General features: G+C 45.6%; 14 protein-coding genes. 4 read left to right on the top strand and 10 right to left on the bottom strand.

What is annotated here, in order from left to right; all coding sequences use genetic code 11:
• Positions 1-99: 99 nt before the first annotated feature.
• The 4 genes from C170_RS11880 to C170_RS11865 all read right to left on the bottom strand — a co-directional run bounded on the left by C170_RS11880 (position 100) and on the right by C170_RS11865 (position 3,039).
• The gene (locus C170_RS11880; protein WP_047842377.1) at positions 100-480 is read right to left on the bottom strand and encodes a LapA family protein; all 381 of its coding nucleotides are present in this window, start codon (positions 478-480) and stop codon (positions 100-102) included.
• A gap of 132 nt (positions 481-612) precedes the next feature.
• Positions 613-2,403 (bottom strand): oligoendopeptidase F, encoded by a 1,791-nt coding sequence (gene pepF / locus C170_RS11875; RefSeq protein WP_036609671.1) that lies wholly within the window; start codon positions 2,401-2,403, stop codon positions 613-615.
• Positions 2,404-2,616: 213 nt separating this feature from the next.
• A complete protein-coding gene (locus C170_RS11870) occupies positions 2,617-2,802 on the bottom strand; it encodes a hypothetical protein (RefSeq protein ID WP_036609669.1) in 186 nt (61 codons plus the stop codon).
• 3 nt (positions 2,803-2,805) lie between these two features.
• The gene (locus C170_RS11865) at positions 2,806-3,039 is read right to left on the bottom strand and encodes a hypothetical protein (RefSeq protein WP_017689395.1); all 234 of its coding nucleotides are present in this window, start codon (positions 3,037-3,039) and stop codon (positions 2,806-2,808) included.
• Between the two features lie 162 nt (positions 3,040-3,201).
• Here C170_RS11865 and C170_RS11860 point away from each other — a divergent pair, with 162 nt between their 5' ends.
• The gene (locus C170_RS11860; protein ID WP_017689394.1) at positions 3,202-3,399 is read left to right on the top strand and encodes a cold shock domain-containing protein; all 198 of its coding nucleotides are present in this window, start codon (positions 3,202-3,204) and stop codon (positions 3,397-3,399) included.
• 155 nt (positions 3,400-3,554) lie between these two features.
• On the opposite strand, the gene C170_RS11855 is transcribed toward C170_RS11860, so the two are convergent.
• Together C170_RS11855 and C170_RS11850 are read right to left on the bottom strand one after the other, a co-directional pair.
• Positions 3,555-4,727, bottom strand: a complete 1,173-nt coding sequence (locus tag C170_RS11855; RefSeq protein ID WP_036609667.1) for an MFS transporter — start codon at positions 4,725-4,727, stop codon at positions 3,555-3,557.
• Between the two features lie 40 nt (positions 4,728-4,767).
• Complete coding sequence (locus tag C170_RS11850; protein WP_036609665.1) at positions 4,768-6,108, bottom strand: multi antimicrobial extrusion protein MatE; 1,341 nt, start codon at positions 6,106-6,108, stop codon at positions 4,768-4,770.
• Positions 6,109-6,287: 179 nt separating this feature from the next.
• Here C170_RS11850 and C170_RS11845 point away from each other — a divergent pair, with 179 nt between their 5' ends.
• Both C170_RS11845 and pfkA read left to right on the top strand, forming a co-directional pair.
• A complete protein-coding gene (locus C170_RS11845) occupies positions 6,288-7,367 on the top strand; it encodes a tetraprenyl-beta-curcumene synthase family protein (protein WP_017689390.1) in 1,080 nt (359 codons plus the stop codon).
• Positions 7,368-7,420: 53 nt separating this feature from the next.
• Entirely contained in the window at positions 7,421-8,392 is a 972-nt protein-coding gene (gene pfkA, locus C170_RS11840) for a 6-phosphofructokinase (RefSeq protein WP_036609663.1), read from the top strand.
• Positions 8,393-8,475: 83 nt separating this feature from the next.
• On the opposite strand, the gene C170_RS11835 is transcribed toward pfkA, so the two are convergent.
• From C170_RS11835 to C170_RS11820, 4 genes are all read right to left on the bottom strand, one after another.
• Positions 8,476-9,828 (bottom strand): MATE family efflux transporter, encoded by a 1,353-nt coding sequence (locus tag C170_RS11835; RefSeq protein WP_036610939.1) that lies wholly within the window; start codon positions 9,826-9,828, stop codon positions 8,476-8,478.
• A gap of 205 nt (positions 9,829-10,033) precedes the next feature.
• Complete coding sequence (locus C170_RS11830; RefSeq protein WP_036609661.1) at positions 10,034-11,215, bottom strand: putative glycoside hydrolase; 1,182 nt, start codon at positions 11,213-11,215, stop codon at positions 10,034-10,036.
• 163 nt (positions 11,216-11,378) lie between these two features.
• Positions 11,379-11,567 (bottom strand): hypothetical protein, encoded by a 189-nt coding sequence (locus C170_RS31325; protein ID WP_029880762.1) that lies wholly within the window; start codon positions 11,565-11,567, stop codon positions 11,379-11,381.
• 174 nt (positions 11,568-11,741) lie between these two features.
• A complete protein-coding gene (locus tag C170_RS11820; protein ID WP_036609659.1) occupies positions 11,742-12,563 on the bottom strand; it encodes a YitT family protein in 822 nt (273 codons plus the stop codon).
• Between the two features lie 305 nt (positions 12,564-12,868).
• On the opposite strand from C170_RS11820, the gene C170_RS11815 reads away from it, so the two are divergent.
• On the top strand, positions 12,869-14,470 hold the full coding sequence (locus C170_RS11815; protein ID WP_036609657.1) for a DEAD/DEAH box helicase: 1,602 nt from the start codon (positions 12,869-12,871) through the stop codon (positions 14,468-14,470).
• The last annotated feature ends 17 nt before the right edge of the window (positions 14,471-14,487 follow it).

The raw sequence follows: 14,487 nt of genomic DNA, 5'->3' as shown, positions 1-14,487 counted from the left end.
CTCGGATCGTGGGTATGGTGTGAAACAAAATACAGCCTGTCTGGGGGAGAGAATGTGATACTACCATTCCTGACTCGCCAGCAGGCTGTCTCTGATTGGTTACAGTGTTCCCGTAGGGTTTCCTTTGCGCTGACTCTGGATCGAATCATTCTCCAATAGGCTGTCGGATTCATTTGAGTCAAGCGAATCCATCGATTTGAAAGAATCCAACGTTGATTTGCTTGTCGCGGAACTTTCCAATTCAGATACACGCAATTTCAATTGTTTATTCTCACGTTGCAGTCTGTATTGGCGATAGATGCCATATGACCCTACAATAATTCCACCGATCAGGGTACAGCCGAGAATCAGCAAGATCAGCGGGATTTGTACCGTGTTAAATAACAGGTTGACTTGTACGGAATCCACATTAATAACCGCAAAGATTCCCGTGAGCAGTGCAAAAACAAGACCTGCTATGAGTGCCCATTGCATTTTCATGGTGTTGCCTCCTTGTTGAACAATTGAGAACTAGATATGCATTACCCATATTCGGGTATGTTGCATCTTGTAATGATGATAAAATCCCCTGCCCAAACGGGCAAGGGATGCAGGTCACATGGAAAGACAACCTTATTTGGTTAGTTGCTCCATCTGTTCAATCAATTCCTTGAAGACACTCATAGCTTCACGAATTGGCTGTGGTGTAGACATATCCACACCTGCTTTTTTCAGAATGTTGATGGAGTAATCACTGCCACCGCTCTTCAGGAAGCCAAGATAACGGTCAACAGCCGGTTGGCCTTCTTCCAGGATTTGCTTGGAAAAGCTTGTTGCTGCGGAGAAGCCTGTAGCATATTTGTAAACGTAGAAGCTGTTATAGAAGTGGGGAATACGAGCCCATTCCATTTCAATTTCTTTGTCAACAGCCATGCCTTCTCCGTGATATTTAACGTTCAGATCATAATAGATCTCGGATAACAATTGTGGTGTTAATGCGTCACCTTGTTCCGCACGTTCATGAATGATTTTCTCGAATTCAGCAAACATGGTCTGACGGAATACCGTTGTACGGAATTGGTCGGCATAATAGGTCAACAGATACAATTTTTCCTTTGGATCTGTTGATTTGTTAAGCAAATAATCCATCAGCAACGCTTCGTTGGTTGTGGATGCAACTTCAGCCAGGAAGATGGTGTACTGTGCATCACGATACGGAAGTGTTGTATCCGAGTAATGTGAATGCAGAGCGTGACCCATTTCATGTGCGAGTGTGAACATACTGTTTAGGTTATCTTTGTGATTCAACAAGACATACGGGTGAGTACCGTAAGCGCCCCAGGCATATGCGCCTGAACGTTTATTTTCATTCTCATATATATCGATCCAGCGGTTATCATATCCAGTCTGCAATGCGTCGGCATAGTCCTTGCCGAGTGGTTTCAGACCGTCTTTAACCGTTTGTTTCGCTTCCTCATAGGTAATATCCATTTTGTATTCGTCTACGAGTGGAGCGAACAGATCGTACATGTGCAATTGATCCACACCCAGCAACTTTTTGCGCAGGTCCATATAACGATGCAATAACGGAAGGCTCTCGTGAATGGTGTCTACCAGATTGGTATACACATCCGTTGGGATGTTATCTCCATATAGGGACATTTCCATCACGGAAGGGTACTTCCGAACATTAGCATAGAACATATTTTTGGTTACATTTGCATTCAAGGCAGCCGCAATTGTGTTCTTCTGTTTGGCATAGGTTTCGTATACCGCTTTGAAGGCACGTTCGCGAACTTCACGGTTAGGGTTCTCCAGGAACTGAATGTAGCTGCCGTGTGTCAGCTCAACTTCGTTACCATGTTCATCCTTGATTCTTGGGAACTTGAGATCGGCGTTATTCAGCATGCTGAAGATTGTCTGTGGTGCTTGTGAAAGGTTGCCTACCTGTGCAAGCAAAGCCTCTTCTGCTTGGCTAAGAACGTGGGCTTTTTCGCGTTTCATCTCTTCCAGCGTAAATGTATAAGCAGAAAGTTTTTCGTTCGCAATAAATGCGTCCAACTGATCATCCGGCAGGGAAAGAATCTCCGGTGTGACAAAAGAAAGTGCTTCACCAACCCGTACGCCTAATTTCTGGGCTTTTTGGGACAGGTTTTGATATGTAGGATTCGCTGTGTCTTCATCTTGATGCATACGTGCGTACACAAAGAGGCGTTCTATTTTGAGGCTGATCTCATCTTCGAATTCGAAGCAAGATTTGAGTACATCAGGTTGATTCAGTTTGCCTTGGAATTCGGAGGCCTTCTTGGTCAAAGACGATACTTCTTCATATTCTTGATCCCAGGCTTTCTGATCGGCAAATAAATCTTCCAGTTTCCAGCTATGTTCAGCCGGCACCTCGGAACGTTTCAATAATTGACTCATGGAAATCCTCCTTTGATGATCTGATGAATGTATGGACGAAGCTGCCTTCGTCTCGCTTGCCTGTGCGGAGAGAGACGAAGGAATCAGACTAAGTACCAGGATAACAGATAGCGATTTCTGGTATTTCAACGGCCTTCCTCCTTACGATACGAATAATCTCGTATAGTATGACCTTAGGCACGTTGAAATATTTGAGCATCTGGGTCCCCGTGATTAGGCTCCCATGTTATACAGAAAATAAACGATCAGGAAAAAGGCGAAACAAATGAGCAGGGTAGCAATAAGCGCCATTCCCCGTCTTAATCGATCCGGGATGGAATTGCGTCCCAGAATAAGCACAATACCAAGAGAGAAGGCAAGGATAATAAAGATGACAACATTGCTTGAGTCAAGCTGCATGGGTTAGACCCCTTTGAAGGCAGCCATCAATTGACGCCATTCATCCTCACGGTTCTCAAAATCTGCTTTTGGAAAACGGCGTTCAGCCCAGTGCATTAATGCAGGACGACTTAGGAAAGTATGGCATTCTTCGCCCCACTCTTCCGAAATTTCTCGCAGTACGAGATATTTGCCTTGAACTTCTACGGTCATCATATTCCACTTGTCTGTTTTGTATATTTCATGTTTTTTTATCATAGGTAGTCTCCAAACTAACGGTTTTGGTAAAATGATACCGTACCCTACGATTCAAAGCAAATTTTTTCGACATTTATGGAAAGATAAATTGCAAAATGGAAGCCCATACAGTATAATAAGGGTATTCGCCATAGATGGCGATATTTTTAGGAGGTTTTTCATTTGAAAGGTACAGTTAAATGGTTTAACGCAGAAAAAGGCTATGGCTTTATTTCAGTTGAAGGCGGCGAGGACGTATTCGTACATTTCTCCGCAATCCAAGGAGATGGCTTCAAAACATTGGAAGAAGGTCAAGCGGTAGAATTCGAAATCACTGATGGAAACCGTGGTCCTCAAGCAGCTAACGTAAACAAACTGTAAGAATTTATCCGGCTAACGGACTTCTTATATATTATAAATTTATAGCTGAATATTAAGAACCTAAGCACAGTCCCCCAAGGGAGGCTGTGCTTTTTTTGATTCTGAGAATTTTCAGTGTAAATAACGGTTGAATACGGTGTATGTTCCCTTTGTGTTCAGGAGACACGATTGGTCATGCTGGACCATAACTTTAATCCGAAACCGATCAGTGCAGCCAGGGAGAAAGCCATAGCGGTGAGATAAAAGGATTGTCTGCCTGCATGTTCCAGCAGCAGCCCGCCCAACGTTCCACTAAGAAGTCCCGAAGCACTGGACCAGACAATGGTGAACAAAGCCATACCCGTAGCTCTGTAACCGTCTGGAACTAGGCGAATGATATAGCGGACCGCCGTAACGTAGAAAATACCAAAGGTAACACTGTGCATCGTCTGAATTGCAACGACAGTTGCAGGTGTACCGGAGATGGACATGAGAAGCAAACGAACCGTATACATCAGTGCAGCAAAAGCAATTAGCGGCAGTTCTTTATAACGGTTTCCATACTTGCTGAGCAGTAGAAATATGGGGATTTCACTTACGGAAGAGATCAGCAAAGACCAGCCGATCAGCCCCTCGCTGGCACCCAGATCTTTTAGCGTGATGGTAAGAAATGCTTCGTTCATGCGATGTCCCATGGCAAGCAAAAATACACAGCCAAAAAAGGTGAGCACATCTCTGCGTTTCAAAATAGCCCATAACCCCGATAGATCCATTTTGCTACTGCTTCCCGAAGGTTGATCCTTCAATTGAAAACTGATCAATAGTGTAGTTGCAGCAAGACCAACGCAGACCCAAATCGTCCATGCTGGACCAAAAGATCCAAGGAAATACCCGATACTTAATGCAAAGAAGGCATAACCGATCGAGCCGAAGACTCGAATGGAAGTGAAATTTCGGCCGTACTTGCTGGCCGTTGTAATAGCCATCGTATCGGAGAGTGGATAGACCGGATAATAGAAAAAGTAAAACAGGGTCACGAGTACAAATACCTGACCGAAAGTTGTTGCATTGGCGAGCATGATCCCTGTGATCAATTGACCACCAAGCAGAATGATCATCACTTTGCGTACCGTTTGGTAACGGTCGCTGGCCATGCTCCAGAACATATTGGAGAACACAGAGATGAGGGGGCCAATTCCGTAGAGATATCCAATCTCAGCCCGACTGAAACCCAGATGACTGAAGTAAAGCTGGAAGTAGGATACCACCAGGACGGTGGAACCAAAGATGGTGAACATGAGAGCCCGAAGCCAGTTCTGATCCGGGCGGGCGTTGTGACTTAATTTCATGATGAGAGACTCCAATCCTGATAACAATTCAATGATTTTATTACCCTTTCAGGGATGTTGATTTACGGGCTTTCGGCACGGACATCGTAGGTTCTTGCTTCGTGCGTCGGATAACGAGCCAGACAATGATGAGTTCGGCGAGCAGGCCAAGGGATTGGGCAACAGCGCCAATCATGCCGTTCCACGCAGGAAAAATACTAACCAGTATAAGCAGCACAATTACCGTGCAGATTGCATTCGCCGTTTGCGAACGAAACATCGTTTTTGTCTGACCGCGAAGCAGAATGAGGCCATTGCTGAAATCCAGAAAAGGGAAGATCAGCGGAAATAAGACGAACGCACGCAGTGTCCACAGACTTTGTTGCAAAAGTTCGCCCTGAACGCTCATTACATTTTCGAGTACCCATGGTCCCAAGGGGGTATAGGCAATCGACACCATCATCGCAAACGGAATAAATCCGGTGACAAGTGCGAATTTTCGTACCAGTTTGGCGTCCACAAGGTAGAAATTCAGCACGATCTGATGGATGTATGTAAAGAAGCTTAGCATCAACTGCATCAGACTGCTTGCTATGGCAAAGGATGAAATGGCTAGTGCGATCCCGGTCGTTTTGCCAAGTACGATGTTAATAACCGGTCCTATGAACAGCGCTACAAAGCTGGATAACAGCAGCGGCTTATAAAAGCGAAATACGTCTCCCTTGCTCTCGACGGGATGATCCTCAAGCTTGGCTGGCATCTTGCGCTTGATGCTGTTTCCCTCCAGAAAGCTGACGAGCGCTTCAATCATCATGCCAGCAGCAAAAATGATAGCGCCTACACGTCCACTGTCAATGCTGTCTGTGTATATGAAATAGAGGGATAGGCCGTACATACCGGCTAAACGGAATACCATCCCGATGGTTAACCACTTGGTGCGGTTATTCGTAATGATGATCCCCTGATAGATGTTGCGGATCACTGAAAAGATACTTACATACATGAGAATTTCATATACGTCGATGACTTTGTTCAGCAGATCCGGACTTACACCAAACAAGTATTTGAACACCCCGGTACCAACGGGAGAGTATACGATAAGAAACCCAATGAGAAGCACACAAGCAAGAAATATTTTGGTCACAAACGTGAGGGCCTGAAAGGAAAGGCGATCGCGAACCAGTGCGGAACAGGTTTGCCGTAGCAGGGTGGAGGGGCGTTCCGTGAGGGTTAACAAGCTACCGGCGATGGCATAGCTGGCAATAACCGTCTCGGGATGAGCGGAACGTGCTAATGTGCTGTTTATGATGACGTGAGAAATGGTGACGAGAGAGGCGGAAATGCCAAGTGGCACAAAAAAAGAAAATAACCGTCTCCACGAAAGTGATTCACTTGACGACATGTCAACGACTCCTTTGATGGATGAAATATGCCTAGTATATCACAAAGCTTTGGGCGCGGATGCGATTTTTTATGCGGAATATGCGGCAGATCATTTGTACAATTAAGGGGATCATATTATAATAGGAATGGTTAAAAATCGCTCTAATACGTATTCAACCAAGTGGAGGCACATTTATTTTGAGCCAATCAAATCGAAAACGTCATCAATATCCGCGTGGACCGCTGGCATTGATGAGAGGGGTGTACAAATACACCATTCCGGAAACACGGAAGGCACTGAATGGATGGCGTGCTCAAGCTGAGGCGATTCCGAATGAGGAATTGCGTACACAGGCACTTGCCAGTCTGAAGGATAAACAGTTTCACTGTGAAGGCGGAACCGTCTACGCATTGGCTGATTTGCCAAACAGACACATTCTGATTCCGCTGATCGTTTCATATCAAACTATTAGTGATTATTTGGACAATCTGTGCGACCGCAGCACGTCGATGGACCCGGATGACTTTCGTCTTCTCCATCAATCCATGCTTGATGCGGTAGATCCCGAAGCAATTCCCGTCAATTATTATGCCCTCCGTGAGGAGCAGGATGACGGTGGATATCTGCGGAATCTGGTGACCACATGTCAGGAACTGACCCGTCAGTTACCAGGCTATACGTCCGCCAAGCCCCAAATTCAGGATCTGGCAGGCCTATACACGGACCTGCAGGTATATAAGCATATCAAGCCGGAACTGAGAGAAACGGCACTGCTCGAATGGTGGTCGGAGCATCGTCATCGCACACCTCAGTTTCGTTGGAACGAATTTGCTGCTGCAACTGGCTCTACACTGGGCGTTTTCATGCTGTTTCTGGCTGCGAGTGACGATCAGTTGACTGAAGAGCAAGCGGCCTCGATCCACACGGCCTATTTCCCACATGTATGCGCATTGCACATTATGCTCGATTATTTAATTGATCAGGATGAGGACCGCATCGGGGGAGATCTCAACTTCTGCAACTATTATGAGAATGTGGAGACAATGCTGGACCGAATTGCTTTTATTGTGGAGATGGCACGCAGCGATGTACAGAAGATTCCGGGAAGCTCCTTTCACCGGATGATCATCGAAGGACTGATAGCCATTTACCTGTCTGATCCCAAAGTCAGCGAACAACAGGAAGTTCGCGTTGTATCCAAACGTCTGCTGAAAAATAGTCCGATCACAAGAATATTTTTCTTCATTTTCAGTCGCTGGATACGGAAAAATATGTAAGTCAGGTGTGATATTGCGGAGCCTGAAGTGAAACTAGAGGAGGAAGAAACATCATGACAGCAGTAAAGAAAATCGCAGTATTAACGAGCGGTGGTGATTCACAGGGGATGAACGCGGCTGTTCGTGCGGTTGTTCGTAGCGGACTGTTTCACGGTCTCGAAGTATTTGGAGTTCAACGTGGATACCAGGGTCTTTTGAATAATGACATTTTCCCAATGGATTTGCGGAGTGTAGGGGATATCATCCAACGTGGGGGAACGGTTCTTCAATCGGCACGTTGCAAGGAGTTCTATACCGCTGAAGGTCAGCAAAAAGGTGCGGACATTCTGCGTGCGCGTGGCATTGACGGTCTGGTTGTTATCGGTGGGGATGGTTCCTACAACGGAGCGAATAAACTCAGCAAGCTGGGCATTAACACCATGGGTCTGCCAGGAACGATTGATAACGATGTTTCATTCACCGACTATACCATCGGATTTGATACAGCTGTAAGCATAGTAGTTGATGCAGTAAACAAATTACGTGATACGATGTCTTCACACGAACGTTCTTCCATCGTGGAAGTTATGGGTCGTCACTGTGGGGATATCGCTCTGCATGCCGGACTTGCTTCGGGTGCTGAAACGATTCTTGTCCCAGAAGTTCCATTTGACATGGACGAAGTGGCTGATCGGATGAAAGCTAACTTTGCACATGGCAAACGTCACAGTATTATCATCGTTGCAGAAGGCGTAGGCAAAGGTGAGGATGTAGCAAAAGAACTGATGGAACGTTGCCCAACGTATGAGCCACGTGTAACCGTACTGGGTCACATTCAGCGTGGGGGTACGCCAACACCTTTCGACCGTAACCTGGCAAGCCGTCTTGGCGACTTCGCTGTTCGCAGTCTGATTGCAGGCGAGACAGACAAAGGTTGTGGCATTATCAAGGGTGAACTTACCCTGACGGATATTGATAAAGTGGTTAACACAAAAAAAGATTTCGATATGGTGACTTACGAGCTTGCACAACGTTTGTCCCAATAATTCGATTCATACGCAAAGAGCACAATCCCGCTTTAACGTGGATTGTGCTCTTTTTGTTGTTTCACGGAGTGAGTATATCAATGTTACGCCTTGCGGAGTGCGGCTTGTTTTTGTACCAGGAAGAGTCTCCAGAGAAGCGCTGTTGCTCCTACGGCAAGGCCGGCAATAAGGCCGATCCAATATCCAAAGGCGCCGAGTGAAGTATACGTAGCAGTTAGATAACCTACAGGCAACCCAATAATCCAATACGCTATGAACGTAATGATCAGTGCCGGATTAACATCTTTGTAGCCACGCAATGCTCCTTGGGTCGGTGTAGCAATCGCATCCGATATCTGAAAGAAAATGGCGTAGATGAGGAAATGCTGCGTAAGTGCAATGACCTCTCGATCGTTTGAATACACGCCTGCAATCTGTTCGCCGAATACAATCAACACGATCGCTGTCAGCAGTGAAAGGCCGATGGCACCACCAATTCCAAGCAGACTGTATTGTCTGGCATCTCTCAGACGCCCCGCACCTGCCTCATAGCCCACAAGGATCGTAAGAGCCATACATATGCTCACAGGCAGCATGTAGAGCGTAGAAGCGAAATTCAGCGCCGCCTGGTGGGCAGCAATTGTTGTGGTATCGAAACGGCTCATCATTAAAGTCACAGCAGCGAAGATGGACGTTTCGAAAAAAGTCGCGAATCCGATGGGCACTCCAATCTTGAGTAACTCTTTCCATTTGGACAATGATACCCGGGTCCATTGACGGAAAATGCCATACTGGGCGAAAGGTTCGACCCGATGGACAAAAAAGAGACTAATAAGAAAGATCAGCCAGTATGTACATGCTGTAGCAACACCAGCACCAACACCGCCTAATTGTGGAAAACCCCAGCGGCCGAATATTAGCAGATAATTTAGAAAGATGTTAACGGGCAGGGAAACTAACGTAATAAACATCGTAGTCCGTGTCTGGCCAAGTGCATCCATGAAGCTGCGCAGCACTGTATATCCGAAGAGTGGGATAATGCCAAAAGCAAGTGCGCACAAAAAATAGAAGGCAACTTGGGCAACCCTGGGCTCCAGAGGCATTCCGTTCAGTATAGGGCCAAGTAACAACGCCCCGGCTCCGATCACGATGAGACTGACAGCGATCCCGAGATACAACGCCTGGATGACGTTATACCCGATCTGATCATTACGTTTGGAACCTAACAGATGGGAAACGACAGGTGTAATACCGATCAGAATCCCGCTTAGTCCAGTTTGAACTGGCATCCACAGACTTGTGCCGATTGCAACTCCTGCAAGGTCGGCCGGAGAAAACTTGCCTGACATATTCGTGTCGAAGAACGACATGGCAGAGAGGGCGATTTGAGTGGTGAAGATGGGCAAAAATATAATCAGGAATTGCTTCACTTTTTGGGAAAAACTCGTTGTGTTCATGTTCACTGGCAGTGCCTCGCTATTCTGAAGAGATGTCATCCAAGTGTCATATCTGGACAGCTATTTATTGTAGTGGATTTTGATCAATTTGAATAGGGACAGAAAGCAGAGTAGGGGTGTACAGAGAAAAATGAACACCAAAAAACCTCGCTCCGCTTCAAGCAGAACGAGGTTGGATGAAATGAGAAGTATGAAAGAGTGCGGATTACTTATATTGTACACCTGATGTATAACGGTTGGACGCATTCCAGAGCAGATATTCATGCACATCCATGTCTTTCATCGCTCTAATCTGGTCTTCCACTTGTTTCTTGCCATACTTGACATAATGCCCACTGCCCAGCCAGCTTGCTGTGAAGTCCTGGATCCACGGACGAATGACAGGTTTGAGTTCTTTGGTAGGGTCCAGTTTCTTGTGTGTATCTTCCATTGAACCCTTGATGGTTGTGTAAGGATCTTTGTCAGGGTCCTTGACCCCATACCAGCCAGTAGAATAGTGACTAGGGTATACCATCGGTGAGATGACATCCACATTTTCGGATATTTTAACAAAATCCTGTCCAATGCCTTCAGCCGCAGGTACAGAAGCGGCATAACCGAAAATATCAACCGAGACACGAACACCTAGCGGGGCCAACTCCTTGCGTGCATATTGCACGAATTCAGCCACAACATCGACGCGTGACTTGTCAGATTTGGTATATTTCAGTACATCGGCTCGAGTTTCGAAACCTTCCGGGAAACGAACGTAGTCAAATTGAATCTCTTTAAATCCAAGCTTGGCAGCTTCCTTTGCAATCTCAATGTTATAGTCCCATACTTCCTTGCTGTACGGATTCACAAAGCTGTCGCCTTTGCCATTTGCCCATACAGATCCATCCTTGTTGCGGAAGGAGAGCTCCGGATTTTTCTTGGCAAGAATCGTATCTTTGAATACAACGACACGTGCAATCGGGTAGACCTCATGTTTTTGCAATCGTTTCATCAAGGCATCGATATCCCGGATAAAAGGTTGCGATTTACCCATTTTCTGAAGCGCTTTGTTTTCTGTGGGATAAGTTATGTATCCGAGATCGTCTTTGATATCAATGACCATGGCATTCAGTTCTGTACTGTCGGTCAGTTCCAGCAATTCTTTCATACGTGCACCGCCGGCACTGTAGGCCGTTACATAGATACCTTTGACCACGGGTGCATCAGGTTGAGGATCAATTTTGGCAGGTGGGTTATCGGCATCAATAACAACCTGATCTTTTTGAGATTGGATAATTGCGGTGTTAAAACTGTTGGTTAACGATTGGAATTGAGGGGTTCCCTGGTCCGCCACTGCGGGGGCACCACCAAAGCTTCCAAAGGCCATAGCCATTAAAGCCCAAAACATGTTCATTCATTTCCACTCCCTTATGTGTGCATTCCATGTATGAATTATACATTAAAGCCTCTGGGCTTTTAACCATATTAATCAAGTAATGAAACACATGGAAAAAATGAAAACCGCTTCCTGCTGAGGAAATCCCCTGCAAGAAGCGGCGTGATCAATCTGAAAAAAATTATTGAATGTAAATCTCATTTTGATGCTCACAAATACTGTACTGAATGATTTCCATTGCGTCTCCCTGTTCCAGGATGCCCAGCCCATCCCGGAGGACAATCAGTGAGTCGAGTTCATTCGGTTTCAAGAAAGGGAGCATTTCCGGGCACCATCTGTTGACAATCTCAAACAGTTTTACCGTTTCCATATCCACAATAATCACCCTTTCCTACTCGAATTCCAAAATGGTAAGTCATTCGGCGCGATTCGGGAAAGCATATGGCCTGTGAAATTGAAGGGTTGAACCTGCTATACAACATATTTAGGAGCCGTACACCGTTATTATACCACAATGTTGTGAATTGTTAACCGTACAGGTGTCTCAACTTCTGCGAAAAGAACCCATAACACCAACCGTTTCCACAATGTTAACAAAAGCGTTTGGATCTGTATCCTTGATAATACGTTTAATTTCAACCAACTCGTAGCGGGTGGTAACGGTCATGAGCATGTCCTTCTCAATATCCGTGTAGGCTCCCTGAGTCTTAATTTTGGTAACTCCACGAGGCCGAACAAGTAATTTTTTTAACATGGCTTCGGTTTCGTTTGTAATAATGTACAGTGTTACTTTGACGTGACTGATATGGATCAGATCAAGCACTTTTCCTGTAATGTAGATGGATACCATCGAGGCCAAGGCTGTATTCCAATTGTCACTCAGGTATCCTGCAAGCATAATGATCGTACCGTTCATACCGGCCATTACTGTACCAATCGGAAAGTCTCGTTTACGCGTGAAAATGGACCCAACAATGTCGAGTCCTCCTGTGGAGCCACCGACTCGGAAGGAAACGCCAGTACCCATTCCAATAAGCACACCGCCAAATACAGAACTAAGTAAAGGGTCTGTAGCCACAGCAAAAACAGGCAGAAGCGCAATGAACCAGGAAGTGGCTGCTACCGAAAGAATACTTAATGTAATGAAGCGTCGTCCAAGAATAAACCAACCTGCAATGAGCAGGGGAATGTTAAGAACAAAATACATTATACTAAGATTCAACGTTGTAAAATAACCCAGAAGCATTGAAATACCGGACACCCCGCCGCTTAAAAGCTGATGGGGGACCAAAAACCAGTTGAAGCCGCAGGCAATAGCTGCAGCACCCAAAATGATCACTAAAGAGTGCCAAATTATTTTGGGCAATTTAATCACCTCATTTATATTTAAAACCAGATTGCTGGTAATCTTGAATTGTTTTGTGATATAATAATTTGTGGATATTCTTGAGTAGGAAACTTTTCCTAAATGGAGCAATAAAATTTTGAAATGTTTCAAACACATGTATGTAGTTTTAGTCTTATGTTGGGGACCCATTCATGGAATTATATTCGTTAGTGAAAATAATTCGTCCCGTTGGGATACCCTATAAATATTAACGCTACTTAAGAATACAGACAACAAAGTGGATTGTCCACCATGTCCACCATATAAAAGGAGCATGAATAATTTTGACAAATTTAAACTTTACAGATTTCAATCTTGAACCACTGGTGCTGCAAGCCATCACTGAGCTCGGGTTTGAAGAAGCAACACCGATCCAATCCAAAGCGATTCCTTTGGCACTCGAAGGCAGAGATTTGATTGGTCAAGCTCAAACAGGTACGGGTAAAACAGCTGCATTCGGTATTCCGTTGATCAGCAAAATCTCAAAAAGTGACGAGAAAATCCGCGCCCTTATTATGGCACCTACACGTGAACTTGCAATTCAAGTTGCTGAAGAGATCGAAAAACTCACTCGCTTCAAAGGTCTTCGCTCCCTGCCAATCTACGGCGGACAAGATATCGTGCGTCAAATCCGTGCACTGAAAAGAAAACCACAGATCATCATTGGTACACCTGGACGTCTCCTTGACCACATCAACCGCAAAACAATCAAACTAGATGATGTACAAACTGTTGTACTGGATGAAGCAGATGAAATGCTCGACATGGGTTTCATGGAGGATATCCAATCCATCCTGAAACAAGTTCCAGACGAGCGCCAAACTATGCTGTTCTCAGCAACAATGCCTCCTAACATTCAAAAATTGGCACAACAATTCTTGAACAATCCTGAACACATTTCTGTGATTCCGAAACATGTTAGTGCACCATTGATTGACCAATCCTATATCGAAGTACCTGAGCGTCAAAAATTCGAAGCATTGAGCCGTTTGTTGGATATGGAATCTCCTGAACTGGCGATTGTATTCGGACGTACAAAACGTCGTGTTGACGAATTGGCTGAAGCTTTGCAAAAACGTGGATATTCTGCAGACGGTCTTCATGGTGACTTGTCCCAGAATCAACGTGATGCGGTAATGCGTAAGTTCCGTGACGGCAGCATTGACGTACTCGTTGCAACAGACGTGGCTGCACGTGGTCTCGACGTATCTGGCGTAACTCACGTTGTTAACTTTGACCTTCCGCAAGATCCGGAGAGCTATGTTCACCGTATCGGTCGTACAGGTCGTGCGGGTAAAGAGGGTGCTGCTTGGTCCTTCGTTACACCGCGTGAGATTGATCACTTGCACTTCATCGAGCGTGTAACACGTCACCGTATTCCACGTAAACCACTGCCAACAATGGCAGAAGCGGTTGAAGGTAAACAACGTTTGACAGCAGAGCGTTTGCTGGAAATCGTACAATCAGGCGAACTGAACGAATACAAAGGTATTGCGATTCAAATGCTTGAGCAATATGATTCTGTTCAACTGTTGTCGGCTGCACTGAAGCTCCTGACAGGTGACAAGAAAGATGCTCAAGTTGATCTGACTCCTGAAGATCCAATCCGTGCAAAACGTCGTAAACCGGATGTTCGCTCTGGCGGACGTAAACCATCGGGTTACAGCGGTAACCGCACAAGTGGTAGCGGCGGCAGTGGTGGTGGTTACAACCGCGATCGCAACAGCAGTGGCGGCGGACGTGGCGGTTACAACCGTGATCGTAACAGCGGCAGCAGCACTGGCACTGGCGGTGGAAGCAGAGAAGGTGGTTACAACCGTGACCGCAAACCGCGTCCAAGCAGTAACGAAGGACGTCGTCCAGCGAAAGATTCTTCTTTCGAGTAATATAAACGTATGATCTG

The organism is Paenibacillus sp. FSL H7-689 (genome assembly GCF_000517905.1).
Classification (GTDB): Bacteria; Bacillota; Bacilli; order Paenibacillales; family Paenibacillaceae; genus Paenibacillus; species Paenibacillus amylolyticus.
This window is presented reverse-complemented; position numbering and strand designations above follow the sequence as displayed.

Coding starts and splice junctions, on each gene's coding strand:
- C170_RS11880 (WP_047842377.1), bottom strand. CDS start 480: ATGAAAATGCAATGGGCACTCATAGCAGGTCTTGTTTTTGCACTGCTC.
- pepF (WP_036609671.1), bottom strand. CDS start 2,403: ATGAGTCAATTATTGAAACGTTCCGAGGTGCCGGCTGAACATAGCTGG.
- C170_RS11870 (WP_036609669.1), bottom strand. CDS start 2,802: ATGCAGCTTGACTCAAGCAATGTTGTCATCTTTATTATCCTTGCCTTC.
- C170_RS11865 (WP_017689395.1), bottom strand. CDS start 3,039: ATGATAAAAAAACATGAAATATACAAAACAGACAAGTGGAATATGATG.
- C170_RS11855 (WP_036609667.1), bottom strand. CDS start 4,727: ATGAAATTAAGTCACAACGCCCGCCCGGATCAGAACTGGCTTCGGGCT.
- C170_RS11850 (WP_036609665.1), bottom strand. CDS start 6,108: ATGTCGTCAAGTGAATCACTTTCGTGGAGACGGTTATTTTCTTTTTTT.
- pfkA (WP_036609663.1), top strand. CDS start 7,421: ATGACAGCAGTAAAGAAAATCGCAGTATTAACGAGCGGTGGTGATTCA.
- C170_RS11835 (WP_036610939.1), bottom strand. CDS start 9,828: ATGAACACAACGAGTTTTTCCCAAAAAGTGAAGCAATTCCTGATTATA.
- C170_RS11830 (WP_036609661.1), bottom strand. CDS start 11,215: ATGAACATGTTTTGGGCTTTAATGGCTATGGCCTTTGGAAGCTTTGGT.
- C170_RS31325 (WP_029880762.1), bottom strand. CDS start 11,567: ATGGAAACGGTAAAACTGTTTGAGATTGTCAACAGATGGTGCCCGGAA.